This window comes from Phenylobacterium sp., assembly GCF_036963605.1.
GTDB lineage: Bacteria > Pseudomonadota > Alphaproteobacteria > Caulobacterales > Caulobacteraceae > Phenylobacterium.
Window position 1 is genome coordinate 36,922 of record NZ_JBALUY010000004.1, and the last position, 25,053, is coordinate 61,974.

General features: G+C 68.4%; 25 protein-coding genes and 1 pseudogene. 17 read left to right on the plus strand and 9 right to left on the minus strand.

The window, feature by feature from the left end; genetic code table 11:
- The first annotated feature begins 19 nt into the window (after window positions 1-19).
- From V7702_RS01725 to V7702_RS01740, 4 genes are read left to right on the plus strand one after another with little or no spacing between them, the layout of a single operon-like run.
- Window positions 20-1,276, plus strand: coding sequence for a peptidylprolyl isomerase (locus tag V7702_RS01725; protein WP_335648415.1), 1,257 nt, complete (start codon window positions 20-22; stop codon window positions 1,274-1,276).
- Window positions 1,273-2,277 (plus strand): 4-hydroxythreonine-4-phosphate dehydrogenase PdxA, encoded by a 1,005-nt coding sequence (gene pdxA / locus V7702_RS01730; protein WP_335648416.1) that lies wholly within the window; start codon window positions 1,273-1,275, stop codon window positions 2,275-2,277. The genes V7702_RS01725 and pdxA overlap by 4 nt, the downstream gene beginning before the upstream one ends.
- Window positions 2,274-3,104 carry a 16S rRNA (adenine(1518)-N(6)/adenine(1519)-N(6))-dimethyltransferase RsmA gene (gene rsmA / locus V7702_RS01735; protein WP_335648417.1) on the plus strand — a complete coding sequence of 277 codons (831 nt, stop codon included), beginning with the start codon at window positions 2,274-2,276 and terminating at the stop codon, window positions 3,102-3,104. The genes pdxA and rsmA overlap by 4 nt, the downstream gene beginning before the upstream one ends.
- Window positions 3,105-3,150: 46 nt before the next feature.
- Window positions 3,151-4,401 carry a mechanosensitive ion channel family protein gene (locus V7702_RS01740; RefSeq protein ID WP_335648418.1) on the plus strand — a complete coding sequence of 417 codons (1,251 nt, stop codon included), beginning with the start codon at window positions 3,151-3,153 and terminating at the stop codon, window positions 4,399-4,401.
- Here the strand turns inward: V7702_RS01740 and gmk are convergent.
- The 7 genes from gmk to fabD form a co-directional block, all read right to left on the minus strand.
- A complete protein-coding gene (gene gmk, locus V7702_RS01745) occupies window positions 4,398-5,039 on the minus strand; it encodes a guanylate kinase (protein WP_335648419.1) in 642 nt (213 codons plus the stop codon). The two genes, V7702_RS01740 and gmk, sit on opposite strands and share 4 nt — an antisense overlap.
- A gap of 39 nt (window positions 5,040-5,078) precedes the next feature.
- Complete coding sequence (locus tag V7702_RS01750; RefSeq protein WP_335648420.1) at window positions 5,079-5,963, minus strand: YicC/YloC family endoribonuclease; 885 nt, start codon at window positions 5,961-5,963, stop codon at window positions 5,079-5,081.
- A 46-nt stretch (window positions 5,964-6,009) separates the two neighbouring features.
- Entirely contained in the window at window positions 6,010-7,110 is a 1,101-nt protein-coding gene (gene mltG / locus V7702_RS01755; RefSeq protein ID WP_335648421.1) for an endolytic transglycosylase MltG, read from the minus strand.
- A 4-nt stretch (window positions 7,111-7,114) separates the two neighbouring features.
- A complete protein-coding gene (fabF, locus tag V7702_RS01760) occupies window positions 7,115-8,410 on the minus strand; it encodes a beta-ketoacyl-ACP synthase II (protein ID WP_335648422.1) in 1,296 nt (431 codons plus the stop codon).
- Between the two features lie 112 nt (window positions 8,411-8,522).
- Entirely contained in the window at window positions 8,523-8,762 is a 240-nt protein-coding gene (locus V7702_RS01765) for an acyl carrier protein (protein ID WP_293318447.1), read from the minus strand.
- A 185-nt stretch (window positions 8,763-8,947) separates the two neighbouring features.
- Entirely contained in the window at window positions 8,948-9,688 is a 741-nt protein-coding gene (fabG, locus tag V7702_RS01770) for a 3-oxoacyl-[acyl-carrier-protein] reductase (RefSeq protein ID WP_335648423.1), read from the minus strand.
- Between the two features lie 27 nt (window positions 9,689-9,715).
- Complete coding sequence (gene fabD, locus V7702_RS01775) at window positions 9,716-10,660, minus strand: ACP S-malonyltransferase (protein ID WP_335648424.1); 945 nt, start codon at window positions 10,658-10,660, stop codon at window positions 9,716-9,718.
- Between the two features lie 177 nt (window positions 10,661-10,837).
- On the opposite strand from fabD, the gene V7702_RS01780 reads away from it, so the two are divergent.
- Complete coding sequence (locus V7702_RS01780; RefSeq protein WP_335648425.1) at window positions 10,838-11,482, plus strand: DsbA family protein; 645 nt, start codon at window positions 10,838-10,840, stop codon at window positions 11,480-11,482.
- A gap of 4 nt (window positions 11,483-11,486) precedes the next feature.
- Here the strand turns inward: V7702_RS01780 and V7702_RS01785 are convergent, their stop codons facing one another.
- Window positions 11,487-11,885, minus strand: a complete 399-nt coding sequence (locus V7702_RS01785; RefSeq protein ID WP_335648426.1) for a hypothetical protein — start codon at window positions 11,883-11,885, stop codon at window positions 11,487-11,489.
- Window positions 11,886-12,034: 149 nt separating this feature from the next.
- On the opposite strand from V7702_RS01785, the gene V7702_RS01790 reads away from it, so the two are divergent.
- The 12 genes from V7702_RS01790 to V7702_RS01845 all read left to right on the plus strand — a co-directional run bounded on the left by V7702_RS01790 (window position 12,035) and on the right by V7702_RS01845 (window position 24,787).
- Window positions 12,035-12,598: a peroxiredoxin gene (locus V7702_RS01790; protein ID WP_335648427.1), complete on the plus strand. Its 564-nt coding sequence runs from the start codon at window positions 12,035-12,037 to the stop codon at window positions 12,596-12,598.
- Window positions 12,599-12,784: 186 nt separating this feature from the next.
- A complete protein-coding gene (gene rpsF / locus V7702_RS01795) occupies window positions 12,785-13,192 on the plus strand; it encodes a 30S ribosomal protein S6 (RefSeq protein ID WP_335648428.1) in 408 nt (135 codons plus the stop codon).
- A 17-nt stretch (window positions 13,193-13,209) separates the two neighbouring features.
- Complete coding sequence (gene rpsR / locus V7702_RS01800) at window positions 13,210-13,485, plus strand: 30S ribosomal protein S18 (RefSeq protein WP_335648429.1); 276 nt, start codon at window positions 13,210-13,212, stop codon at window positions 13,483-13,485.
- A 12-nt stretch (window positions 13,486-13,497) separates the two neighbouring features.
- On the plus strand, window positions 13,498-14,082 hold the full coding sequence (gene rplI / locus V7702_RS01805) for a 50S ribosomal protein L9 (RefSeq protein WP_335648430.1): 585 nt from the start codon (window positions 13,498-13,500) through the stop codon (window positions 14,080-14,082).
- A 188-nt stretch (window positions 14,083-14,270) separates the two neighbouring features.
- Complete coding sequence (locus V7702_RS01810; RefSeq protein ID WP_335648431.1) at window positions 14,271-16,691, plus strand: TonB-dependent receptor plug domain-containing protein; 2,421 nt, start codon at window positions 14,271-14,273, stop codon at window positions 16,689-16,691.
- Between the two features lie 180 nt (window positions 16,692-16,871).
- Window positions 16,872-18,332, plus strand: a complete 1,461-nt coding sequence (locus V7702_RS01815) for a replicative DNA helicase (RefSeq protein ID WP_335648442.1) — start codon at window positions 16,872-16,874, stop codon at window positions 18,330-18,332.
- 46 nt (window positions 18,333-18,378) lie between these two features.
- Complete coding sequence (alr, locus tag V7702_RS01820; RefSeq protein ID WP_335648432.1) at window positions 18,379-19,497, plus strand: alanine racemase; 1,119 nt, start codon at window positions 18,379-18,381, stop codon at window positions 19,495-19,497.
- Between the two features lie 48 nt (window positions 19,498-19,545).
- Window positions 19,546-20,925 (plus strand): DNA repair protein RadA, encoded by a 1,380-nt coding sequence (radA, locus tag V7702_RS01825; RefSeq protein ID WP_335648433.1) that lies wholly within the window; start codon window positions 19,546-19,548, stop codon window positions 20,923-20,925.
- Between the two features lie 14 nt (window positions 20,926-20,939).
- A complete protein-coding gene (locus V7702_RS01830) occupies window positions 20,940-21,530 on the plus strand; it encodes a CvpA family protein (protein WP_335648434.1) in 591 nt (196 codons plus the stop codon).
- Window positions 21,527-23,017, plus strand: coding sequence for an amidophosphoribosyltransferase (gene purF, locus V7702_RS01835; RefSeq protein WP_335648435.1), 1,491 nt, complete (start codon window positions 21,527-21,529; stop codon window positions 23,015-23,017). The genes V7702_RS01830 and purF overlap by 4 nt, the downstream gene beginning before the upstream one ends.
- On the plus strand, window positions 23,014-24,012 hold the full coding sequence (locus V7702_RS01840; protein ID WP_335648436.1) for a bile acid:sodium symporter family protein: 999 nt from the start codon (window positions 23,014-23,016) through the stop codon (window positions 24,010-24,012). The genes purF and V7702_RS01840 overlap by 4 nt, the downstream gene beginning before the upstream one ends.
- A 10-nt stretch (window positions 24,013-24,022) precedes the next feature.
- Complete coding sequence (locus tag V7702_RS01845; RefSeq protein ID WP_335648437.1) at window positions 24,023-24,787, plus strand: SDR family NAD(P)-dependent oxidoreductase; 765 nt, start codon at window positions 24,023-24,025, stop codon at window positions 24,785-24,787.
- Here the strand turns inward: V7702_RS01845 and V7702_RS16870 are convergent.
- A pseudogene (locus tag V7702_RS16870) lies at window positions 24,741-25,053 on the minus strand (ribosome biogenesis GTPase Der); the annotation flags it as partial. The gene V7702_RS01845 and the pseudogene V7702_RS16870 sit on opposite strands and share 47 nt — an antisense overlap.

Here is a 25,053-nt window from a genome sequence, read left to right on the forward strand (position 1 = left end):
CGCTCCCTCCAGCGTGGCGATGGCTCAATCCTCCGAGGCCGAGGCGCCTGCGGCTGCGCCCGCCGCCCCGGCCCAGCCGCAGGGCATGACCGAATACGCCGCCGCCGTGGTCAATGACGAGATCATCTCGACCTATGACTTGGCGCAGCGGATGCGCCTGCTGATCGCCACCACGGGCGTTCAGCCCAGCGAACAGACCCTGCCGCAGATCCAGCAGGAGGCCCTGATCTCCCTGGTGGACGAGGCCCTGCAGTTCCAGGAACTGCGGCGCGTGGAGCAGGAACAGAACTTCTCGATCATCGCCTCGGACGAGGATGTGGACGAGGAGCTGGCCGAGATGGCCGCGGGCAACGAGATGACGCCCGAACAGTTCACCTCCATGCTTCAGAGCCAGGGCGTGCTCGGTTCCCTCCGCGAGCAGCTCCGCGCCCAGTCAAGCTGGCAGCGCTGGATCCAGGGTCGCTATGGCTCACGCCTGCGGATCGGCGATGACCAGGTGCAGGCGGTGCTGGCCCAGCAGGCCGCCCAGGCCTCGCGTCCGCAGTTCCAGGTCAGCGAAGTCTTCATCGACGCCGCCCGGGTCGGCGGCATGGACACCGCCTTGCGAGGCGGTGAGCAGCTGGTCACCCAGATGCAGCAGGGCGCGCCCTTCCAGGCCGTGGCCCGCCAGTTCTCCGCCGCACCGACCGCCGCGGCTGGCGGCGACGCCGGCTGGATCGGTCCCGGCGAAATGCCGGCCGAGGTCGAGCGGGCCTTGGAACAGATGCGGCCGGGCCAGCTGTCGCAGCCGATCCCGGTCTCCGACGGGGTCTACATCGTCTATCTGCGGGACAAGCGGTCCGGCGCTGGCGCCACGATGGTCAACCTCAAGCAGGCCGCCATCGGCCTGCCGGCGGGTTCTGCCCCTTCAGTGGTCGAGGCGACGCGGGCGCGTCTCATGGCGTTGCGGGCGCAGATCACCGGCTGCGGTGACCTTGAAGCCGTGGCCAGCGGCCAGGAAGGCGTCGTCGCGGGCGATCTGGGCGAGGCCGAGATCGGCGATCTGGCCCCAGCCTTCCGGGCGGCGGCTGAATCGCTTGAGGTGGGCCAGCTCTCCGAGCCGATCCGCACCGAGGCAGGCATGCATATTGTCGCCGTCTGCGGCAAACGGGCCACCGGCGGCGACCAACCTACGGCCGAGCTTGTCGAGCGCCGGTTGTTCTTCCAGCAACTGGGCCTGATCGCCCGGCGTTATATGCGTGACCTTCGCAATTCCGCGACCATCGAGACCCGTTGAAAAATCGCCCTCTCGCCGTAAGCCTCGGCGACCCGGCCGGTATCGGCCCAGAGATCGTCTTCAAGGCCTGGAGCGCCCTTCGGCATTCGGGGCCAAGCTTTGTCGTGGTCGGCGATCTTCGGCAGGTTGCGGCAGGCTCAGGGGGCACAGCGGGGCTTGTGCGACAGGTCAGCGCCGCGGAGGACGCCAACCGCGTCTTCGGGCAGGCCGTCCCGGTCATCGACATTCCCCTGCTGGAGCCGGTGGTCGCCGGCAATCCTTCGCCACGGGCGGCGAAGGCCGTGATCGCCTGGATCGAGACCGCCGTTGGCCTGGCCCTGTCGGGCGCAGTCGGCGGCGTCGTGACCGCCCCGATCGCCAAGGAGAGCCTCTATGGCGCAGGCTTCCCCTTCCCTGGTCACACTGAATTCCTCGGCGAACTGACCCTGGCGCACCGCTATGATGGCGCCCGCGGGCCGATCATGATGCTGGCCGCGCCGGGCCTGCGGGTTTCGCTGGTGACGGTCCACAAGCCCCTGGCTGAGGTGCCGGCGGCGCTGAGCGTGGAGAAGATCGTCAATGCCGGCCTGGTCACCGCCCAGGCCCTGCGCCGCGATTTCGGCATCGATCGCCCGCGCCTGGCGGTCGCAGGACTTAACCCCCACGCTGGCGAGAACGGCACGATCGGCCGCGAAGAGGTGCAGATCGTCGGCCCGGCGGTGCGCGCCCTGCGCGACCTGGGCGTCGAGGCTTCGGGTCCTAGCCCCGCCGATAGCCTGTTCCACGAGGCGGCGCGTGCCAAGTATGACGCCGTGCTCTGCCTCTATCACGACCAGGCCCTGATCCCGGTGAAGATGCTGGACTTCTGGGGCGGGGTGAACATCACCCTGGGCCTGCCCATCGTTCGCACCTCGCCCGACCACGGGACGGCCTTCGACATCGCCGGCCGCGGCCTGGCCCGCCCCGACAGCATGATCGCCGCCATCCGCATGGCCAAAGAGATCGCTGACCGTCGGCTATGAGCGCGCTGACAGACCTGCCGCCCCTGCGTCAGAGCCTCGAGGCCCACGGCCTGATGGCCGACAAGGGCCTGGGCCAGCACTTCCTCCTCGACCTCAACATCACCCGCAAGATCGCCCGCCTGGCGGGACCGCTTGAAGGCCTATCCGTGATTGAGGTCGGCCCGGGCCCCGGCGGCCTGACCCGAGCCCTGTTGGAGACTGGCGCGACGGTTACGGTGATTGAGAAAGACGCCAGATTTCTTCCACTTCTCAACGAGCTGTCCGATGTATCTGAGGGCAAGCTTCGAATCGTCATGGGCGACGCCCTCAAGGCGGATGAAGCTGAACTGGCGGCGAACCAGCCCGTGCCGATCGTCGCCAACCTTCCTTACAATGTAGGCACCGCCTTGCTCATCAAGTGGCTGACGGGGACCTATCGGCCCGCCTCCATGACCCTGATGTTCCAGAAGGAGGTCGCCGAACGGATCGTCGCCCGCCCCGGGGACGAGGCCTATGGGCGCCTGGCCGTCATCGCCCAGGCCACGGCCAAGGCCAAGATCGTCATGGAGGCGCCGGGCCGCGCCTTCACCCCGCCGCCCAAGGTCGACTCCGCCGTGGTCCGCCTCGATCCCCATGAGATCCGGCCGCCGGAGCCTGTGCTGTCGGCGCTCGAACAGGTCACCCAGGCCGCCTTCGGTCAGCGTCGCAAGATGCTGCGCTCCAGCCTCAAGGTCCTGGGCGGCGCTGAGCTCTGCGAAGCCGCAGGTATCGATCCCTCACGGCGGGCTGAGACCCTGGCGCTGGAGGAGTTTCTGAGCCTGGCGAACAAGCTCCTTGAGCGTCCCTAGCTCACAAGCCTTGCCCCGGCTGGGTCGGCTCCTCTAGGACCGGGCCATGTTCGAACTTGATCTGACCCTGAGCAGCCTCAACGACTACCCGCACCTCCAGACCCTGGCGAGCCTCGGCGCGCTGGCGCTGCTGGCCGTCATCGTCAACTGGCTGACCCAGCATGTCCTGCTGCGCATCGTTCGTCGCGCGCTCAGCCTGTCGCTGAAGGACCGGGCCGAAACCGTCTTCCGCGAAGTCATCGCCCGTCTGGCCAATGTGGCGCCGGCCATCGTGATCTATCAGGGCGTCCTGGTGGTCCCGAACCTGCCGACCGAGGCCGAAACCGTGGTCAGGAATGTCGCCGCGGCCTTCATGATCCTGACGGTGATCCTGGCCCTCACCGGGGCGCTTAACCTGGCCAATGAGCTCTACTCCCGACGGCCAGAAGCCAGACAACGGCCGATCAAGGGCTATATCCAGGTTGGCAAGATCATCCTCTACGCCGCCGCCGCCATCCTGGTGGTGGCCACCCTGCTCGATCGCTCGCCCCTGCTGCTCATCTCCGGCCTGGGCGCCATGGCGGCCGTGCTGCTGCTGGTGTTCAAGGACACCATCCTGTCGCTGGTGGCCTCGGTGCAACTGACCAGCAATGACATGATCCGGGTCGGCGACTGGATCGAGATGCCGCAGCTGAACGCCAATGGCGACGTGGTCGATCTGGCCCTGCATACGGTCAAGGTTCAGAACTTCGACAAGACGATCACGGCCATTCCCACCTGGCGGCTGATCAATGAGTCCTTCGTCAACTGGCGCGGCATGCAGGAGTCCGGCGGCCGCCGCATCATGCGCGCCCTCCTGCTCGATCAGACCACCATCCGGTTCCTGAGCCCTGAAGAGCGCGAAGCCCTGCGCCGCTTCGCGCTGCTCGACATCTATCTGGATGGCAAGGCCAGGGAGTTGGAGACTTGGAACGAGTCTCTGGTCCGGTCGGGTCGCGATCCGGTCAACACCCGGCGCCTGACCAATGTCGGCACCTTCCGGGCCTATATGGAGGCCTATCTGAAGGTCCATCCAGGCGTGGCCAAGGAGAAGACCCTGATGGTCCGCCAGCTCGCCCCCACCCCGGAAGGCCTGCCGATCGAGGTCTATTGTTTCGCCAATACGGTCGAGTGGAACGCCTACGAGGCGATCCAGAGCGACCTGTTCGATCACTTCCTCTCCATATTGCCGGAGTTTGACCTGCGCCTCTTCCAGGCCCCCACGGGCCGGGACATGCGGGCCGTGGCCGAGGGCATGAGGGCGGCGCCCGAAGCCTAGATCTGCTCGTCCAGCAGGGCCTGCACAAAGGTCTTCAGGCCCGGGTTGCGGACCCGCTTCTGGCGCTCGGCGTGATAGATATGGGCGAGATCGGCGAAGGCCCGGTCGTAGTCGTCATTGACGATGACGTAGTCGTAGTCCACCGCCCGCTCGATCTCCCCGTAGGCCCGCCCGAGACGGCGCTGGATGACATCCTCGCGGTCCTGGGCGCGGGCATGGAGCCGGCGCGACAGCTCGGCCATGCTGGGGGGCAGGATGAAGACCCGCACCACATCGTCCGGAGCCTTCTCGGCGATCTGGGCCGCCCCCTGCCAGTCAATGTCGAACAGCACGTCCTGGCCCATCCCCAGGGCCTCCATCACCGGCGCCTTGGGGCTGCCATAGCGATGCTCATGGACATTGGCCCATTCGAGGAAGGCCTCCTGTTCGATCATGTCGTCGAAGGCCGGCCGGTCCACGAAATGGTATTCGCGTCCATCCTCTTCGCCCGGCCGCGGATCGCGGGTGGTGGCGGAGATCGACAGGTTCAGGTCCGCGTGATCGGCCACCAGGCGGCGCGATAGCGAGGTCTTGCCGGCTCCAGAAGGGCTGGAGATCAGCAGCATGAGGCCGCGGCGGGGGATGGAGCTGTGGGGCATCAGGATTCGATCTGTGCGCGGCGGGAGGGATCGCGCTCTCTATTCCACATTCTGCACCTGCTCGCGAAGCTGCTCGATCACAGCCTTCAGTTCCAGGCCCACGGCGGTCAGATTGGCGAGGGCCGACTTGGAGCAGAGGGTGTTGGCCTCGCGCATGAATTCCTGGGTCAGGAAATCAAGCCGGCGGCCCACCGGGCCATCGCTGGCCAGCAGTTCGCGGGCTGAGTCCACATGGCCAGCCAGGCGGTCCAGCTCCTCGCGAACATCCACCTTGACCGCCATGGCCGCGGCCTCCTGGACGATCCGCTCATCGAGGCCGGCCGGATCGCCGATCAACTCGCGCATCCGCCGCTCGAACCGCGCCTTCAGCACCGCCGGTTGCTCGTCGGCGAGGGCGCCAGCCTGGGCGGTGAGCTGGGCGATCTTCTCGGTCAGGCCAGTCAGCACACCGCTCAGGGCCGCGCCCTCGGCGTCCCGCGCGGCCTTCAGGGCGTCCAGGGCCTGCCCCACCGAAGCGGCCATGGCCTGCTCCAGGCTCGCCTGGGCCTCGGGGTCGGCGTCGGGCTCGGCGGCCTCGATCACCCCGCGCAGGGCCAGCAGGCCATCGAGGCTGGGGGGTGCGGCGCGACCGGCCGCCACCAGGGGCGCCGTGGCCTCCAGGTAGCGCTCCACCTGGTCGAGATTGATCCGCACCTGGACCTGGCCCTCGGCCCGCTTACCCTGCAGGCCGACGGTCACCTGCCCGCGCTGAAACCGCGCCTGAGCGCCCTCCCGCGCCGCCCGCTCCAGTCCGTCGAAGCCGGGAGGACCGCGGAAGCGCACGTCGAGATTGCGTCCATTGACCGAGCGCGCCTCGGCCGCCCAGCTCCAGTCGTCCTGAGCGCCCTCCACCCGGCCGAAGCCCGTCATCCCCGAAATCGGCATGATCAGTCGTCTTCCCTTGAAACGGTCCCGTCGATCGGTCGGCCCCTCAAGGTTCCGCCGAGAGTTCAGGCGAGCCGGCGGGCGCCTGTGGCGCCCCGGCGGCTGGCGGCGCGGGCGCGCGGTTGCGTTCCAGCTCTCGCCAGCGGCTCACATTGCGGCGGTGTTCTTCATAGCTTGCTGCGAAGGCGTGCCCACCGCTGCCGTCGGCCACGAAGAACAGATAGTCGGTCTGCGGCGGATCCAGCACGGCCGCCAGGGCCGCCCGGCCGGGATTGCAGATCGGCGTCGGCGGCAGGCCATCGATCATATAGGTGTTGTAGGGGGTCGCGCCGGTCAGCTCAGACATGCGGATGCCGCGCCCCAGCGGCCGGCCCTTGGTCAGGCCATAGATGATGGTCGGATCGCTCTCCAGGCGCATGCCCCGGCGCAGGCGGTTGACGAACACCGAGGCCACCTGCGGGCGCTCGCTGGCCACCGCCGTCTCCTTCTCCACGACAGAGGCCAGGATCACCGCCTCCTGCGGGCTTTGCACTGGCAGGCCCGGCTGACGCTTGGACCAGAGCAGCGCCAGGACCTCGTCGTGGGCGTCCATCATCCGCTGAAGGACCGCGGCCCGGTCCTCGCCCCGCTCGATCTGGTAGGTCTCGGGCAGGAGCGCGCCCTCCGGCGGCGCCGGCGCCACACCGGTCAGCAGGGGATTCTCGGCCAGAATCTCGACGACCATCTCCGAGGTCATGCCCTCCGGCACGGTGACGAAATGGCGGACCACCTTGCCGGCGCGGATATCATCCAAGACCCGGGCCATGGATGCGCGGTTGGGGAATTCATACTCCCCGGCCTTGAGCTCCCGCGCCGCACCCGTCGCCTGGGCCGCGGCGAGGAAGATCGGCGCCGAGGAGATGACCCCGGAGGTTTCGAGCGTGCTGGCGATTTCAGGCAGGCCGGCCCCCCGGCGCAGCATCACCGTCGTGGTCTCGGACGCGGCTTCCGGGCCGGGTCCCCGGTACATCCACAGCGCCCAAAGGCCAGCCAGCGCCAGAACCAGGACAAAGGTCAAGGCGGCGCTGCTCAGCGTCACGACCAGGCGACGCAGGGGTGAAGACCCGGCGCGCTTTCGGGCCGGTCGGGCGCGGGTCTTTCGGGCCATCGGCTCAGACTTGCTTGAACACCACGGAGGCGTTGGTGCCGCCGAAGCCGAAGCTGTTGGACAGGGCCACCTTGATCTCCCGCGGCTGAGCCTTGTTGGCGGCCAGGTCGATGGGCGTCTGCACCGAGGGATTGTCCAGATTGATGGTCGGCGGCGCGATCTGATCGCGAATGGCCAGGCAGGTGAAGGCCGCCTCGATGGCGCCCGCCGCCCCCAGCAGATGCCCCGTCGCCGACTTGGTGGACGACATGGTCACCTTGGACGCCGCATTGCCCAGCATGCGCTCCACGGCGCCCAGCTCGATCTCATCGCCCAGGGGCGTCGAGGTGCCGTGGGCGTTGATGTAGTCGATATCGGCCGGCGAAATGCCGGCGTCCTTGATGGCCGCCTGCATGGCGCGGAAGCCGCCATCGCCGTCATCGGCCGGGGCGGTGATGTGATAGGCGTCGCCGGCCAGGCCGTAGCCCGCGACTTCGGCATAGATCTTCGCGCCGCGAGCCTTGGCGTGTTCGTACTCTTCCAGCACCAGGACGCCGGCGCCCTCGCCCATCACGAAGCCGTCCCGGTCCTTGTCATAGGGTCGGCTGGCCTTGGTCGGGTTGTCGTTGAAGTCCGTCGACATGGCGCGGCAGGCGATGAAACCGGCGATGCCCACCGGACAGATGGCCGCCTCGGCGCCGCCGGCGATCATCACGTCGGCGTCGCCATACTTGATCAGGCGCGCGGCGTCGCCGACCGCATGGGCGCCCGTGGCGCAGGCCGTCACCACCGAATGGTTCGGACCCTTGAAGCCATGACGGATCGAGACCTGGCCCGAGGCCAGGTTGATCAGGGCGGAGGGGATGAAGAACGGGCTGACCCGGCGGGGGCCCTTTTCGTGCAGCTCGATGCTGGTTTTTTCGATGGTCGCCAGACCGCCGATGCCCGAACCGATGATGACGCCGGTCCGTTCGCGGCCCTCGTCGTCCTCGGGCGCCCATCCGGAATCGCGCACGGCTTCATCGGCCGCGGCGATGGCGTAGAGGATGAAGTCGTCGATCCGCCGCTGGTCCTTGGACGACATGACCGCGTCGGGATCGAAGGCGCCTTCCACATCCGGACCGCCGCCGCCACGACCGTCGACCCGCGGCACTTCGCAGGCGACGTTGCAGGCATAGTCGCTGGCGTCGAAGGTGGTGATGTTCCCGGCGCCGGACTTGCCGGCCAGGATCGCCTTCCAGGTGACCTCGACGCCCGAGCCGAGCGGGGTCACAAGGCCGAGGCCGGTCACGACGACGCGGCGGGTGTTGGCGTTCGACATGGCGTTTTTCTACTCCCCAGCCGCCTAAACGAAAACCGCCGCGCCTCTCCGGCGCAGGGGCCTAAGGGACGCGGCGGTCATTGTCGGTACTTCAGGGCGAGACGCCCAGGCGTCAGGCGCCCAGACGTTCCTGAATGAACTTCACGGCGTCGCCGACCGTCTGAATATGCTCAGCGGCGTCGTCCGGGATTTCGATATCGAATTCTTCTTCAAAGGCCATGACCAGCTCGACGTTGTCGAGGCTGTCCGCGCCCAGGTCGTCGATGAAGCTGGCCTTCTCAGTGACCTTCTCGGGATCGGCGTCGAGGTGCTCGATGACGATCTTGCGCACGCGTTCCAGAATGTCGGACATTCGCTTTTAGTCCCTCTAATTTCAACTGATGCATCCGCGACGGGAGACTGCTTGTCAACCGTTGGCGGTGTTGGGTTTGAGACCTCGGACATGGTCCCGGGCAGTCCAGGCCAGCTCAATCGGCGTGCGCCGTAGCATGTTCCCACCGGCGAAGCCAGCGGGCAGCGGACGCCTAAAACCGGCCCTCAGATCATCGCCATGCCACCATTCACATGCAGAGTCTGACCGGTGACATAGGCGGCCTCGGCGCTGGCCAGATAGACGCAGGAGGCGGCGATTTCGTCCCCCGTGCCCAGGCGGCCCGCCGGAATTGTCGAGAGAATCTGGCCCTTCTGAGCCTCGTTCAGCGCCTCGGTCATCGGGCTTTCGATGAAGCCGGGGGCGATGCAGTTGACGGTGATTCCCCGGCTGGCGACTTCCTGGGCCAGGGCCTTGGAGAAGCCGATCATCCCGGCCTTCGAGGCCGCATAGTTGGTCTGGCCGGGATTGCCCATCACCCCGACCACCGAGGTGATGCCGATGATTCGCCCATGGCGGCGCTTCATCATGCCCTTCACAGCTGCGCGACTGAGCCGGAAATAGGATTCGAGGTTCACCCGGATCACCGCGTCCCAGTCCTCATCCTTCATCCGCATGAGCAGTCCGTCGCGGGTGATACCGGCATTGGCCACCAGGATGTCGAGCGGCGCGCCCGCGGCCGCCTCGGCCTTGGCCACCAGCCCGTCGACGGACTCAGCGTCCGACAGATTGGCCGAGGCGATGCTGACCCGGTCCCTAAGCTCGCCGGCCAGCTCTTCGAGCACGGCCTCGCGGGTGCCTGACAGGGTCACGTGAGCGCCCTGGGCGTGCAGGGCGCGGGCGAGCGCTGCGCCAATGCCCCCCGTCGCCCCGGTCACCAGGGCGGTCTTTCCGGAAAGATCGAACATCTAGAGGGCCTCCATGGCGGTTTCGGCTCAGAGGGACTTGGCGAAGGCTTCGAGGTCGGCGGGCGCATTCAGCGGCGTCGCCTCGGCGTCCGGGGCGATGCGCTTGACCATGCCCGAAAGCACCTTGCCGGCGCCGGCCTCGGCGAAACGGGTCACGCCACCGGTCTCCACCAGCCAGGCGATGCTCTCGCGCCAGCGCACCCGGCCGGTCACCTGCTCCACCAGCAGGCGGCGGATCTCTTCGGGGTCATGAACCGGGCGAGCGGTGACATTGGCCACCAGCGGGGCGCGGGGCGAGACGATGGTGGCGGCCGCGAGGGCCTCGGCCATCTCATCGGCGGCCGGCTGCATCAGCGGACAGTGGAAGGGCGCCGACACGTTCAGCGGAATGGCGCGGGCGCCCAGCTCCTTGGCCTTCTCTACGGCCCGATCAACGGCGGCCTTGGCGCCGGAGATCACCACATTGCCCTGGTTGTTGTCATTGGCCACGACACAGACGCCGACCTCGGCGCCGGCGGCTGCGGCGGCCTCTGCCAGGGCGACATCGGTCTTGGGTCCGATCAGGGAGGCCATGGCCCCCTCGCCCACCGGTACGGCGCGCTGCATGGCCTGGCCGCGCAGCTTCAGCAGGCGCGCGGTGTCGGCCAGGCTGATGGCGCCGGCAGCGGCCAGGGCGGAGTATTCGCCGAGGCTGTGGCCGGCCACGAAGGCGGCCTTATCGACACCGAGGCCAAACTCGTGCTCCAGCGCGCGGGTGACCGCGAGGCTGACCGCCATCAGGGCCGGCTGGGCGTTCTCGGTCAGGGTCAGGTCGCCCTCGGGGCCATCGCGCATCAGGGCGAACAGCTTCTGCCCCAGGGCGTCATCGACCTCCTGGAAGACTTCGCGGGCCGGGGCGAAGGCGGTGGCCAGATCGACCCCCATGCCGATGGCCTGACTGCCCTGGCCCGGGAAGATGAAGGCGAGGCTCATGGGCTTGCGCTCCCTTAGCATGGCGGCGTCCGGCTGGCGGCGCGCGCTCTGGTCGATTCCGAGCCGCGAGGGTTAGGGGATTAGTCAAAGGGCGGCAAGCGTGGGGCCCCGCCCCGGGGTGACGGGCGCGCTCCGATGAGTCAGACTCAGCGGCCTCAACCGACCCGGGAGCCGCCCATGGACGACCGCCATCTGATCTACTTCGCCGATCCCATGTGCTCGTGGTGCTACGGGTTCTGGCCGGTGATCGCGGCGGTTCGGGCGGCCTTCGGCGAGACCCTGCCGATCCGTCTGGTCATGGGCGGCCTGCGCCCCGGCGTCGCCGAGCCGATGACCGAGGCGGCCAAGGTCGAACTTCGCGGCCACTGGGTCCATGTGACCGAGGCCTCCGGCCAGAGCTTCAGCGATCAGGCCATGGCCCAACCGGGATTCACCTACGACACCGACCCGGCCGCCCGGGCCGTGGTGGTGATCCGTCGTGAGCGGCCGGACCTGGCCCTGGACTATCTGGGCGCCATCCAGCACGCCTTCTATGGCGAGGGGCGCGACGTCACCCAGGAACAGGTGCTGAGCGACATCCTGGCCGAGATCGTCCCCGGCGCGGATATCGACGCCTTCCAGGTCAACTGGCGCAGCGAAGACGCCCGCAACGAGACCTGGGCCGACTATGCGATCTCACAGAAGGCCGGCGTCACCGGCTTCCCGACCCTGGTCGGCGGACCCGACGAGTCGGGGCAGTACGGCGCCGTGACCCGCGGCTTTGCGCCCGCTCAGCAGGTGCTGCCGGTCCTGGCCGACTGGATCGGCCGGCCCATGCACTAGACGCTCAGGTGGTGGGCGCGGGTCCACAGTTGAGATAGCCGCGCTCCACCATGCGCCGCATGGCTTCATAGGCTTCGGTCAGTTCCTCGAAGGCCGACCTCAGATGGGCGAGCCTTTCCACCTCGGCTGGCCCGAGAAGGTGGGAGCGCTGGCTCAGAGCGACCGCTTCGGCCACCCAGGCGGCCCGGGCGTGGGCTGCCGCGATCGCCAGGCGCTGGAACTTGGCCACGTCCACCGTCCCCAGCATCTGGGCGACGACCTCGCGGTTGGAGGCGAAGGCGGTGTAGTCGATCTGTTCGAGCAGACCACGCAGCCGCCGTTGGGCGGCCGGGTCGCTATCGTCCTGCGGTTCGAAATGGTCGGAGACGGTCCGACGGTACGAGGACGTCATTACGGAAGACATACGCTTCCTCCCTGCCGGACTCTTGGCTGTCCGGACCTTCGCAACTTAGATCGGCTTGATTAATTTTCATTTGCCGCCGAAGCGAGGGCGCGCAGACAAGCGTCGCCCTGGGCCGTACAACAGACGCCAGGTTCGATCGGAGCTGCACCATGTCACGCCTGCAAGGCCTTCTCGCCTCCACCCTGCCCGCGGTCGCCTTGGCCGCCGCCTTTGCGGCGCCTGCCCAGGCCGCGCTGGCCCCGGGCGTCCGCGCGCCGGACTTCAAGGCCTCGGCCTTCCTGGCGGGCAAACCCATGGCCTTCTCGCTTGCCGAGGCCCGGGCCAAGGGCCCCGTCGTCGTCTACTTCTTTCCCGCCGCCGAAACCGCCGGCTGCAACCTGGAAGCCCGGCTGTTCGCCGAAGCCGTGGACGAGTTCAAGAAGAATGGCGCCACCGTCATCGGCGTGACCGCCGGCAATCTCGACCGCCTGCAGGCCTTCTCCGCCGACATTGAGAAGTGCTCCGGCAAGTTCCCGGTGGCCAGCGACCCGGGCGCCAGGATCGCCAGCCAGTATGACGCCACCCTCGCGGTGCGTCCGGGCTGGTCCAGCCGGACCTCCTATGTGATCGCCCCGGACGGCAAAGTGCTGCACGCCTTCAGCGCCTCGTCGCCGAACGACCACGTCACCGAGACCCTGAGCGCCGTGAAGGCCTGGAAGAGCGCGGCCCGCTGAGGCGGCGTCTTAGCCAAGCCCTTGCTCTTGGGGGGGATTTCGCGTACTAGCCCGCCTCTTCACGGATGGCGGTCTCTAGCCGGAACGCGAACAGGTCGGGATAAGCTCGACCGCCGCGCCTGAGATCCATCGCGTCTGCGGAACTTCCGCCCCAGACGCGCCGCCCTCCCCAACGGAAGAGGAACAATGGCGCTTTACGAACACGTGGTCATTTCGCGGCAGGATATCTCACCGCAACAGGCCGAAGCCCTGAACGACCAGCTCAAGGCGATGATCGAGGAATCCGGCGGAGCCGTGGCCAAGATCGAGTACTGGGGCCTCCGCAACCTCACCTACCGCATCAAGAAGAACCGCAAGGGTCACTATTCCCTGCTGGCCATCGATGCGAAGCCCGAGGCCGTCAAGGAGATGGAGCGCCAGCTCTCCCTCAACGAAGACGTCCTGCGCTACATGACCGTCCGCGTCGAAGAACTGGACCTGGAGCTGTCTCCGGTTCTGGCCCGTCGCGACCGCGATCGTGAGCCCCGCCGTGAAGACGGTCCCCGTCGTGACGGCGAAGGCCGCCGTGACGAACCGCGCCGCGACGACGCCTAAGGGGAGGATCTGGAATCATGACTGATACGACCAACACCGACGCCGCGCCGGCCGCCGCCGCCGCCGCGCCCCGCCGCCCCTTCTTCCGTCGCCGCAAGGTTTGCCCGTTCTCGGGCGCCGGCGCGCCGAAGATCGACTACAAGGATGTGAAGCTGCTTCAGCGCTACGTGTCCGAACGTGGCAAGATCGTGCCGTCGCGGATCACCGCCGTGTCGGCCAAGAAGCAGCGTGAACTGGCCCGCGCCATCAAGCGCGCCCGCTTCCTCGCCCTTCTTCCCTACGTCGTGAAGTAAGGGACCAGGATCATGAAGGTCATTCTGCTTGAACGCGTCGAAGGCCGTGGCGGCCTCGGCGAAGTCGTCACCGTCAAGGACGGTTACGCCCGTAACTTCCTCCTGCCCCGCCAGAAGGCTCTGCGCGCCACGACCGCCAATATGAAGGTGTTCGAGGCCCAGCGCGCCCAGATCGAAGCTCGCAACGCCGAGGCTCGCGCCGACGCGGCCAAGTCGGGCGAAGGTCTTGACGGCAAGATCTATGTGCTCATCCGTCAGGCCGGTGAAAGCGGTCAGCTCTACGGTTCGGTCTCCGGCCGTGACGTGGCTGACGCCGTCAACGCCGAGGGTGGCAAGATCGAGCGCGCCATGGTCGTGCTCGACAAGCCGATCAAGACGCTCGGCATGCATGAGGTGAAGGTCCGCCTGCACGCCGAAGTCATCGTGACGGTGACCATGAACATCGCCCGCAGCCAGGACGAAGCCGATCGTCAGGCCCGCGGCGAAAACATCATCACCTCCCAGTTCGAGGAAGAGCGCGCGGCCGCCGAAGAAGCCGCCGCCGATCTGCTGGAAGGTGGCGCCGGTCAGATTGAAGGCGATTACGTCGAATCCTGATCTGCCAAATAGTCTGCATGATCAACGGCCCGGGGCTCGCGCCCCGGGCCGTTTTTCTTTGGCCGCAAGACGACGGCCGCGTGTTGTAAATATGTCATTCTTTTGGCGAAGGAAGCGCACTAGCTAAAGCCCCAAGGGCCAACAAGGACCTGGGGCGGGATCGCCGCACCCAAAACAACGGGGACAACATGCAGTATCGTACGCTTCTTCTCGCAGCGGCTTCGGCCGCCAGCCTGACCTCCACCGCCGCCTTCGCCCAGACCGCGACAACAAGCGCCTCGGCCGCCGAGGTCCAGGAGATCGTCGTCACCGGCACCCGCACCACCGGCCGCAGCCGCCTGGACACCCTGGCGCCGGTCGACGTGGTCACCAGCCAGAGCCTGCAGCAGCGCGGCGTGACCGAGCTGGCCTCGGCCCTGGCCAGCACCGTCCCGTCCATCAGCTTCCCGCGGCCGTCCAACACCGACGGCACCGACGCCGTCCGGCCGGCCACCCTGCGCGGCCAGGGCCCTGACCAGACCCTGGTGCTGGTCAATGGCACGCGGCGCCATGTCAGCGCCCTGCTCAACACCAACGGCTCGGTGGGCCGCGGTTCGGCCGCCGTCGACCTGAACGCCATCCCCTCCACCGCCCTTGAGCGCATCGAAGTCCTGCGGGACGGCGCCGCCGCCCAGTACGGCTCCGACGCCATCGCCGGCGTGGTCAATCTGCGCCTGCGCGAAGCCGCCAGCGGCGGCGGCCTGTCGGTGACCTACGGCCAGTACGAGACCCAGTTCGACGGCTTCTATGGCCGCGACGAGGATATCTCCGACGGCGCCACCACCACGGTGTCCGGCTGGCAGGGCCTGCCCCTGGGCGCGGACGGCTTCCTCACCTTGTCGGCGGAATATCGCGACCGGGAAAACACCAACCGCAGCGACATCGACCGTCGCGTGACCCCCAACCGCATCACCTCGCGCTTCGGCGACGCCGATGTGGAGGACATCTCCTTCTACGCCAACGCCGGCAAGCCCCTGGGCGATGTCTGGGAAGCCTATGGCTGGTTCGGCGTGCAGGAGCGCGACGCCTCCAGCGCGGCCACCTTCCGCACCCCGACCGACGCCAACCAGAACGTGCCTTCGGTCTATCCCAACGGCTACCTGCCCAAGCTCGCCACCGACACCAGCGACCTGAGCGCAGCCCTGGGCCTGCGCGGCGAGATCGCCGGCTTCAACGCCGACTTCAACGTCGCCTACGGCAAGAACGACATCAATTTCGGCGTTCGTGACACCATCAACCCGTCCTTCGGCGCGGCCTCCCCGACCTCGTTCGAGGCCGGCGGCCTGGAGTACAGCCAGACGGTGTTCTCGGCCGACTTCAGCCGCGGCGTCGACGTCGGCCTGGCCGGACCGCTGAACGTGGCCTTCGGCCTGCAGGCTCGCACCGAGACCTTCGAGATCAACCAGGGCGAGCCGGCCTCCTACAGCCGTGGCCCGATCACCAATGTCTCGTTCGGCTCGCGCGGCTTCACCGGCTTCACCCCGAGCAACGAGGTGGATGTCGATCGCGACGCCGTCGGCGTCTATGTCGACCTGGAAGGCCAGCTGACCGAGAAGTTCTCGGCGTCGGGCGCCGTCCGCTATGAGGACTATTCGGACTTCGGCTCGAACACCTCGGGCAAGATTTCGGCCCGCTACGACTTCACCCCGGCCTTCGCCCTCCGCGGGGCGGTCTCGACGGGCTTCCGCGCGCCCAGCCTGCAGCAGCAGTACTACACCGCCACCTCGATCCTCTATATCAACGGCGTGCCCTTCGAGACCGGCACCTATCCGTCGGTGAGCCCGATCGGCGTCGCGCTGGGCGGCCAGGACCTCGATCCGGAAACCTCGCGCAACTACTCCCTGGGCCTCGTCTATCGCCAAGGCGCCTTTGAACTGACCGTCGACGCCTATCGCATCGAGGTCGAGGACCGGATCGTCCTCAGCGAGACCTTCCAGGGCTCGGCCACGGCGGCGCCCGGCACCAACGCCCGGGTCATCGCCGACCTGCTGGCGCCCTTTGGCGCCACGGCTGCGCGCTTCTTCATCAATGGCGTGGACACCGAGACCAACGGCGTCGATGTGGTCGCCCGTTACCGGATCGTCGATCCGCAGGCCGGGACCTTCGACCTGACCGCGGCTGGCAATATCAACGAGTTCGAGGTCACCAAGACCCCGACCACCAGCACCTCGATCCTGCCGACCCCGACCAGCCTGTTCGGCCGCCAGGCCGTGCTGCGGTTCGAGGAAGGCACGCCCAAGCAGAAGCTCACCCTGCAGGGCGACTGGAACCGCGACGCCTGGGGCGCGACCCTGCGCACCACCTTCTACGGCTCGGTCCTGTCGCCCGGCACCCTGGCTGACGGCAGCGCCGACAGCGAGACCGGCAATCGCGGCATCGTCGACTTCGAGGCCCGCCGGACCTTCCCGATGGGCGTCACCCTGGCCCTGGGCGCGGACAACCTGTTCGACGTCTATCCCCGTCAGGTCCCGCCGAACCTGAACACCACCGGCGCGGGACCGTTCTCGTCCTTCTCGCCGTTCGGCTTCAACGGCCGGTTCGTCTATGGCCGCATGAGCGTTCGCTGGTAGGCTGACCGAACGAACTCGAACGAAGGGGGCGGGCGCAAGTCCGCCCCTTTTTCGTGGCCCCTGCGCGACCTTTCCACAGGCTCAGGTTTTCCTGTGCACCGTGACACTTCGCCAGGAGTCTCAGGGCCGTCGTTAAGCTATCAGCAAGGCATGGCGATCGTTCCGGCTCTCGACCTGCGCATGCCGCAGGACGACACCCCTACCCCCACCCACGCGCCGGCCAATATCGAGGCCGAGCAGGCCCTGCTGGGCGCGTTGCTCTATGACAACGCCGTCTTCGAGCGGCTGGGCGACCATCTGCAGGCGCGGCACTTCTTCGAGCCCTTCCATGGCCGCCTGTTCGCCGCCATCGAGACCTCGATCCGCAAGGGCCAACTGGCAGAACCCATCCTGATCGCCGAACAGTTCGCCCGCGATCCGGCCTTCGAGGAGCTGGGCGGCCTGCGCTACATGGCCGACCTGGTGGACCGGGCGCCGCCCTCGACCCATGCGCCCGACTATGCCCGCGCCGTCTATGACCTGGCCCTGCGCCGGGACCTGATCCGCATCGGCCAGGAGATCGCCGCCGGCGCCCAGACCGCCGATGGCGAAACCTCGGCCCGGGATCAGATCGAGACCGCCGAACAGCAGCTCTACGCCCTGGCCGAGACCGGCGGGGTGAGCTCGGGGTTCGTCTCCTTCGCCGACGCCCTGCACGGCGCCGTGGCCATGGCCGCCGAGGCCCACGCCCGGGACGGCGGCCTGGCGGGTCTGTCCACCGGACTGATCGACCTCGACCAGAAGATCGGCGGCATGCACCCCTCCGACCTGGTGATCCTGGCCGCCCGTCCCTCCATGGGGAAGACGTCGCTGGCCTGTAACATCGCCTTCGACGTGGCCCGCAACTATGCCTGGGAGCCCCGGCCAGACGGCACCCGCAAGACGGTCAGCGGCGGCGTCGTGGCCTTCTTCTCCCTGGAAATGTCGGCCGAGCAGCTCGCCATGCGCCTGCTGGCCGAGGCCTCGGGCGTGTCGGGCGACCGTCTGCGCAAGGGCGAGATCGACGCCATGGAGTTCGGCCGCATCCGCGACGCGGCCCTCGAGATCCAGGAGGCGCCGCTCTATATCGACGCCACCGGCGGCCTCAGCCTGGCCAAGCTGACCGCCCGCGCCCGCCGCCTGAAGCGGACCTCCGGCCTCGACCTGATCATGGTCGACTATCTCCAGCTGGTGACCATCGGCGCAGGCTCCAGCGACAACCGCGTGCAGGAGGTCAGCGCCATCACCCAGGGCCTCAAGGCCCTGGCCAAGGAGCTGTCGGTGCCGGTGATCGCCCTGTCGCAGTTGTCGCGCCAGGTCGAGAACCGTGAGGACAAGCGGCCGCAGCTCTCCGACCTTCGCGAATCCGGCTCCATCGAGCAGGACGCCGACATGGTCATGTTCATCTATCGCGAGAGCTACTACCTCAGCCGCACCGAGCCCCGGGAAGGCACCGAGGAGCACTTCAAGTGGCAGGAGCAGATGGATACGGTCAAAGGCCTGGCCGAGATCGTCATCGGCAAGCAGCGCCACGGCCCGATCGGCACTGTGAAACTGTCGTTCAACGAGGACCTCACCAAGTTCGGCAATCTGGCCCGCGACGGACGCTACGATCCTCACTGAAGTCCCTGATCTTGCGCACCGGGCTCTGGGGGTTCATGGGGGTGAAATGGCTCCGTCCTCCCGCGCCCGGCTGACTGTCGATCTCGACGCTCTGGCTCACAATTTCCACGCGATCGCCGCGGAGTCCGCCGGGGCGGAGACCGCGCCCGTGGTCAAGGCCGACGGCTATGGCCTGGGCGCAGCCCCCCTCGCCCACCGCCTCTGGGCTGAAGGGGCGCGCACTTTCTTCGTCGCCCGCCTGGCCGAGGGCGAGGCGCTGCGGGCCGCCCTGGGTCCCCGCCACGCCACCATCCTCGTCCTGGACGGCTTCACGCCTGGCACAGGGCCCCGCCTGGCCGCCGCCAACCTGACGCCCGTCCTGAGCGGCATGGGTCAGGTCTCGGCCGCCAGCGCCTTCGCCGTTAGCGCTCGCGCGCCCCTGCCCTGCGCGCTGCAAGTGGACACCGGCATGAACCGCCAGGGGATTACGGTGGCCCAGGCCGCCGCGGTCGCCCAGTCGCCGGACCGGCTGCGGGGCCTGGATATCGGCCTGGTCATGAGCCACCTAGGCTGCGGCGCCGAGCCCGATCACCCCCGCAACCGCCAGCAGCTCGCCGCCTTCCATCAGGTCCGCGCCCTGTTCCCCGAGGCCCGCGCCAGCCTGGCCGCCTCGGCCGGCGCCTTCCTGGGGCCGGACTACCGGTTCGACCTCGTCCGACCGGGCGTCAGCCTCTATGGCGGCGGGCCGCGGGAACGCTTCGATCCGCGCCTGCGGGCCGTAGCGCGGCTGGAGGCGCCGATCCTCGACATCCGCAACCTCAACCCCGGCGACTTGATCGGCTACGGCGACACCATCAGCGTGGATCGCGCCACCCGGGTGGCCGTGGTGGGGGCGGGCTACGCCGACGGCGTCATCCGCGCCGCCCGGCGCCAGGGCAAGGCCTTTGTCGGCGGCGCCCTTCGCCGGCTCTACATCGTCGATATGGACCTGACCGTGGTCGATCTCGGCGACGCCGATGTCCAGCTCGGCGACATGGTTGAGCTGCTGGGGCCCAACGCCCTGCTGGACGACCTCGCCCAGGCGGCCGGCAGCATCGCTCACGAATGCCTCGTCCGCCTCAGCCCCCGGGCCGAGCGAATCTATGTGGGCGAGAAGGTCGCAGAGCCGGCCTGGGCGGCGCGCTGAGCGGCCCCGCAGGTTAGACTGCGGCAAATTGCGAATCAGGAGTTGTGCTTGGCCAGAGACGGCGCGGTCTATGTCTGCCAGTCGTGCGGGTCGGTCCAGGGCAAGTGGGCCGGGCAGTGCCCCGCCTGCAACGCCTGGAACACCATGGTCGAGGAAAGCCAGTCCCGGCCCCCGGGCGCCCTGGCGCCGGCCAAGTCCAGCCGCGGCCAGCGCGGCCTGGCCTTTGAAACCCTGGCCGCCGAGACGCCGGCCCCGCCGCGCATCCTCACCGGGGTGGCGGAGTTCGACCGGGTCTGCGGCGGCGGCGTGGTGCCGGGCTCGGCCCTGCTGGTGGGCGGCGACCCCGGTGTGGGCAAGTCGACCCTGCTGATGCAGGTGCTGGGCCAGGCGGCCCTGCGCGGCGCGCGCTGCGCCTATATCTCCGGCGAGGAAGCCGTGGAGCAGGTGCGCGCCCGCGCCCACCGGATGGGCCTGGCCCATGCGCCCGTGCAGCTCGCGGCCGAAACCTCCCTGCGGGTCATTCTCGATGGCCTCAAGCGCGACGCCTTCGACCTGGTGGTGATCGATTCCATCCAGACCATGTGGAGCGACGCCCATGAGGCGGCGCCCGGTTCCGTCACCCAGGTCCGGGCCGCGGCCGGCGAACTGGTGCGGATGGCCAAGAAGCGTGGCGTCGCCGTGATCCTGGTGGGCCACGTCACCAAGGAAGGCGCCATCGCCGGGCCGCGCGTGATCGAGCACATGGTCGACGCCGTTCTGACCTTCGAAGGCGAGCGGGGCTATCCCTTCCGCATCCTGCGCGGGGTGAAGAACCGCTTCGGCGCCACTGACGAGATCGGCGTGTTCGAAATGGCCGACGCCGGCCTGATCGAGGTGGTGAACCCCTCGGCCCTTTTCCTCAACACCTCGGGTGAGCGGGCGGCCGGTGCGGCGGTGTTCGCCGGCATCGAGGGTTCCCGGCCCGTCCTGGTGGAGATCCAGGCCCTGGTGGCGCCCAGCGCCTACGGCACGCCGCGACGCGCCGTGGTGGGCTGGGACTCCGGACGCTTGGCCATGGTGCTGGCCGTGCTGGAGGCCCGCTGCGGCCTTGGATTTGGCGACCGTGATGTCTATCTGAACGTCGCCGGCGGCCTTCGCGTCACCGAGCCCGCCGCGGACCTGGCCGCCGCGGCCGCCCTGGCGTCCTCGGCCTTGGAGGTGGCCCTGCCGCAGGACTGCGTGGTGTTCGGCGAGATCAGCCTGTCAGGCGACATCCGCCAGGTCAGCCGCATGGACGGCCGCATCAAGGAAGCCGCAAAGCTCGGCTTCGGACAGGCCCTGGCGCCGGCGGAAGCCGACGCTGGCGGCGGATTGCAGATCAACGGCGTGGCCCGCCTGGCCGACGCCATACGTCGCATCGGCGACGGGGACTGGAAAGGTCGCGTTTGACCCTGTTCGACATCATGGCCCTGACCCTGTTGGCGGTGTCCGGTGGCGTCGGTTTCTTCCGCGGCGCGGTGCGGGAGATGGCCACGGTCCTGGCGCTGCTGGTCGCCGCGGCTGCAGCGCTTTGGGGACTCCGGTTCTCTGGACCGCTGATGCGCGGGATGCTCGAGCCTGTCTGGGCGGCCAATGTCGCGGCCGTGCTGCTGGTGTTTGTGGTCATCTATATTGCGCTGCGCCTCATCGGCGGACGCATCGCCAATCGTGTGCAGGCCACGAATGTCCTGGGATTCCTGGACCGTGTGATCGGGGCGGGCTTTGGCTTGGTTCGATCTCTCGTGGTCCTGGGCGCCTTCCATCTCGCCCTGATAGCCGTGGCGCCGCCGGAGCGGATTCCGCAATGGATCGCCGGTGCGGCGCTTTATCCCTTGACCCAGGCCGCCGGGCAGGTGCTGAAAGCCTTCGCGCCAAGGGGACTCGATGTTGCCGACCGGTTACGGCCGGCCATCACCGATGCGGTTCGCGACGGCGCAGGTGATCCGCCTTCGGAAGAAGGCTATGACGTCCGCGCCCGCGACGACATCGACGATCTGGTGGAGAAATCCCGATGAACCCCGTTTCCGACGCCTGGTCATCCCCGGTCCGCGACCCGGATGACGACAGTCTCCGACTGGAGTGTGGGGTCTTCGGGGTGTTCGGCGCAGAGCAGGCGGCAGGCCTCACGGCGCTGGGGCTCCACGCCCTGCAGCACCGCGGGCAGGAGGCCTGCGGCATCGCCAGCTTCGATCGCCAGCGGTTCCATACCGAACGCCATATGGGCCGGGTCGGCGAGGCGTTCGGCGACGCCAATCTCGCCCAGCGCCTGCCCGGCGGGGCCGCCATCGGCCACACCCGCTACTCCACCGCCGGCGGCAGCTTCATCCGGAACGTCCAGCCGATGTTCGCCGATCTGGAAAGCGGCGGCATTGCCTTGGCCCACAACGGCAACCTCACCAACTTCCTCACCCTGCGCCAGCACCTGGTGGCCGAGGGCGCCATCTTCCAGTCAACCTCCGACTCCGAGGTGATCCTGCATCTGGTGGCCCGTTCCCGAAAGGGCCGGATGACCGACCGCTTCATCGACGCCCTGTCGATGATCGAGGGCGGTTACGCCCTGGTGGCCCTGACCAACAAGAAGCTGATCGGCGTGCGCGACCCCCTGGGCATCCGGCCCCTGGTGCTGGGCAAGCTGGACAACACTCATGTGCTGGCTTCGGAGACCTGCGCCCTGGACATGATCGGCGCCCGCTTCATCCGCGACATCGAGCATGGCGAGATGGTGGTCATCGACGACAGCGGGGTGGAGAGCCTGCGCCCCTTCCCGGCCGCCCGCGCCCGGCCCTGCATCTTCGAATACGTCTATTTCGCCCGGCCCGACTCCGTCGTGAACGGCCGCTCGGTCTATGAGGTGCGCAAGCGCATGGGTCGCCGCCTGGCCCAGGAAAGCGCTCCGCCCTGCGACGTGGTGGTGCCGGTGCCCGATTCCGGCGTGCCCGCGGCCCTGGGCTACGCCCAGGAGACCGGCGTGCCCTACGAGATGGGGATCATGCGCAACCACTATGTAGGCCGCACCTTCATCCAGCCGACCCAGGGCGCCCGGGAGCTTGGCGTCCGCATGAAGCTGTCCCCCAACCGCGCCGTCCTGGCCGGCAAGCGGGTCATGCTGATCGACGACTCCATCGTCCGCGGCACCAACTCCCTGCGGGTGGTGCGGATGGTGCGCGAGGCCGGCGCCAAGGAGGTCCATCTCCGCTCCGGCTCGCCGCCGATCATGTGGCCGGACTTTTACGGCATCGACATGCCCGAGCGGCAGCAACTGCTGGCGGCCAACAACACCATCGAGGAAATGGCCAAGATGCTGGAGGTCGACAGCCTCGGCTTCCTATCGGTGGATGGCCTCTACTGGGCCATGGAGTCCGATCCGCGCGACCCCGCTGCGCCACAGTTCACCGACCACTATTTCACCGGCGACTATCCCACCCGCCTGCTGGACCGGGAAATCGCCGAAGGGCGCAACGCCGAAGACGAGCGTCAACTGACCTTCCTGGTGGACGCGTGATCGGCGCCATTCGAGGCGTCCTCGCCCGTTTCAAGATCGACCCCTACATCCTGGCCATCCTGGCCACGGTGGTCTTCGCCTCCCTGGTCCCGGCCCGCGGCCAGGCCGCCGAGGTGGTGGGCGTGGCGACCAAGATCGGCGTCGCACTGGTCTTCTTCCTGCACGGCGCCAAGCTGTCGCCTCAGGCGGTGGTGGCCGGGATCAGCCACTGGCGGCTGCACCTGGTGGTGTTGCTGACCACCTTCGCGCTCTTCCCGCTGGCGGGCCTGCTGTTCTCGACCCTGCCCGCCTGGATCGTGCCGGCCGCCCTGGCGCCGGGCCTGATCTATCTGGGCTGCCTGCCCTCGACCATCCAGTCGGCGGTCGGCTTCACCGCGGTGGCGAGGGGCAATGTCGCCGCCGCCGTCTGCGGGGCCTCGGCCTCCAACATCCTGGGCGTGGTGATCACCCCCCTGCTGGTGGGCGTCCTGCTGAGCGCCCAGGGCGGCGGCCTGTCGTGGGGCGCCTTCGAGGCCATCCTGTTGCAGTTGCTGGTCCCGTTCATCGCCGGCCAACTCCTGCGCCGCTGGATCGGCGGCTTCATCCAGCGCCATTCCAAGCAGGCCAGCCTGGTCGATCGCGGCTCGATCCTGCTGGTGGTCTACAACGCCTTTTCCGGCGCCGTGGCGGTCGGCATCTGGAGCCAGGTCTCCATCGGCGATCTGGCCCGCCTGGCGATCATCTGCCTCGTGCTGCTGGTGGCCTCGATGGGCTGGACGGTCTGGATCAGCCGGCGGCTCAAGTTCCCGGTCGAGGACGAGGCCACCATCCTGTTTGGCGGCTCCAACAAGAGCCTGGCGGCCGGCGCGCCCATGGCCGCGGTGCTGTTCCCCGCCGCCACGGTGGGCTTCGTGCTGCTGCCGGTCATGCTCTATCACCAGTTCCAGCTGATGGCCTGCGCGGCCATCGCCGGGCACTATGCGAAACGGGCGGACAGCCCCGACCAGACCAGCTAGACAGCCGCCCATGACGGACATCCCCGCTCCTTCGACCGGCCCCCTGGCCGGCCGCATCGCCCTGGTGACCGGCGCCAGCCGCGGCCTTGGCCGCGCCTCTGCCCTGGCGCTCGCCAAGGCTGGCGCACACGTGATCGCCACCGCTCGCACGCAAGGCGGGCTGGAGGAGCTGGACGACGAGATCCGCGCCGCCACCGGCCAGCCGACCACCCTCGTGCCCATGGATCTCGCCCAGGGCGGCGGGATCGACCAGCTGGGTCTGGCCATCCATGAGCGTCACGGCCATCTGGACGTTCTGGTGCACGCCGCAGCCATGCTGGGAGGCCTGAGCCCCGTCTCGCACATTGAGCCCAAGACCTGGGACCAGGTCGTGGCGCTCAATCTCACGGCCACCTATCGCCTGCTGCGCAGCACCGAGCGCCTGCTGAAGGCCGCACCTGCCGGCCGGGCCCTGGTCTTCACCACAGGCCGCGTCGCCCGTCCCAAGGCCTTCTGGGGCGTCTATGGCGCCACCAAGGCGGCCACGGACCATCTGGTGCGCACCTGGGCCGATGAACTGGAGCACGGGCCGGTTCGCGCCGCGCTGATCGATCCAGGCGCCATGCGCACCAAGATGCGGGCCGAGGCCATGCCGGGGGAAGACCCGCTTAGCCTGCCGGACGCCTCGGAGATCGGACCGCTGATCGTCGAACTGGCCCAGGCTGAGCTGGGTCCGCCCGACACTCCGGTCAGCTTCTCCGCGTGGAAGGCCGCGCAGGCGTCTTCCGCCCACTGACCGGACGGGCGCGGGTCGGCTTGGCCTTCGAGCCGCCGAAGCCTGAGCTCTTGGGCCGAGCCGGCTTGGCCGGCTTTGCGCCCGCGGGCTTCTTGCCCACAGTCGGCTTCTTATTGCCGCCCTTACCGGCCGCCTTGACCTTGCGCGGCGCCGTGCGGGACGGCCCCGAAGAGCGCGCCTCTCCGTCGGCATAGGGATTGGCGCCGGACTTGACCGTCAGCCGCACCGGCACGCCGGGCAGGTCGAAGCTCTCGCGGATCGAGTGG

Bases quoted from the DNA above. Each gene is read 5' to 3' on its own strand.
- V7702_RS01725 (WP_335648415.1), top strand. From the start codon at position 20: ATGGCTCAATCCTCCGAGGCCGAGGCGCCTGCGGCTGCGCCCGCCGCC.
- rsmA (WP_335648417.1), top strand. From the start codon at position 2,274: ATGAGCGCGCTGACAGACCTGCCGCCCCTGCGTCAGAGCCTCGAGGCC.
- V7702_RS01740 (WP_335648418.1), top strand. From the start codon at position 3,151: ATGTTCGAACTTGATCTGACCCTGAGCAGCCTCAACGACTACCCGCAC.
- gmk (WP_335648419.1), bottom strand. From the start codon at position 5,039: ATGCCCCACAGCTCCATCCCCCGCCGCGGCCTCATGCTGCTGATCTCC.
- V7702_RS01750 (WP_335648420.1), bottom strand. From the start codon at position 5,963: ATGCCGATTTCGGGGATGACGGGCTTCGGCCGGGTGGAGGGCGCTCAG.
- mltG (WP_335648421.1), bottom strand. From the start codon at position 7,110: ATGGCCCGAAAGACCCGCGCCCGACCGGCCCGAAAGCGCGCCGGGTCT.
- fabF (WP_335648422.1), bottom strand. From the start codon at position 8,410: ATGTCGAACGCCAACACCCGCCGCGTCGTCGTGACCGGCCTCGGCCTT.
- V7702_RS01765 (WP_293318447.1), bottom strand. From the start codon at position 8,762: ATGTCCGACATTCTGGAACGCGTGCGCAAGATCGTCATCGAGCACCTC.
- fabG (WP_335648423.1), bottom strand. From the start codon at position 9,688: ATGTTCGATCTTTCCGGAAAGACCGCCCTGGTGACCGGGGCGACGGGG.
- fabD (WP_335648424.1), bottom strand. From the start codon at position 10,660: ATGAGCCTCGCCTTCATCTTCCCGGGCCAGGGCAGTCAGGCCATCGGC.
- V7702_RS01780 (WP_335648425.1), top strand. From the start codon at position 10,838: ATGGACGACCGCCATCTGATCTACTTCGCCGATCCCATGTGCTCGTGG.
- V7702_RS01785 (WP_335648426.1), bottom strand. From the start codon at position 11,885: ATGTCTTCCGTAATGACGTCCTCGTACCGTCGGACCGTCTCCGACCAT.
- V7702_RS01790 (WP_335648427.1), top strand. From the start codon at position 12,035: ATGTCACGCCTGCAAGGCCTTCTCGCCTCCACCCTGCCCGCGGTCGCC.
- rpsF (WP_335648428.1), top strand. From the start codon at position 12,785: ATGGCGCTTTACGAACACGTGGTCATTTCGCGGCAGGATATCTCACCG.
- rpsR (WP_335648429.1), top strand. From the start codon at position 13,210: ATGACTGATACGACCAACACCGACGCCGCGCCGGCCGCCGCCGCCGCC.
- rplI (WP_335648430.1), top strand. From the start codon at position 13,498: ATGAAGGTCATTCTGCTTGAACGCGTCGAAGGCCGTGGCGGCCTCGGC.
- V7702_RS01810 (WP_335648431.1), top strand. From the start codon at position 14,271: ATGCAGTATCGTACGCTTCTTCTCGCAGCGGCTTCGGCCGCCAGCCTG.
- V7702_RS01815 (WP_335648442.1), top strand. From the start codon at position 16,872: ATGCCGCAGGACGACACCCCTACCCCCACCCACGCGCCGGCCAATATC.
- alr (WP_335648432.1), top strand. From the start codon at position 18,379: ATGGCTCCGTCCTCCCGCGCCCGGCTGACTGTCGATCTCGACGCTCTG.
- V7702_RS01830 (WP_335648434.1), top strand. From the start codon at position 20,940: ATGGCCCTGACCCTGTTGGCGGTGTCCGGTGGCGTCGGTTTCTTCCGC.
- purF (WP_335648435.1), top strand. From the start codon at position 21,527: ATGAACCCCGTTTCCGACGCCTGGTCATCCCCGGTCCGCGACCCGGAT.
- V7702_RS01845 (WP_335648437.1), top strand. From the start codon at position 24,023: ATGACGGACATCCCCGCTCCTTCGACCGGCCCCCTGGCCGGCCGCATC.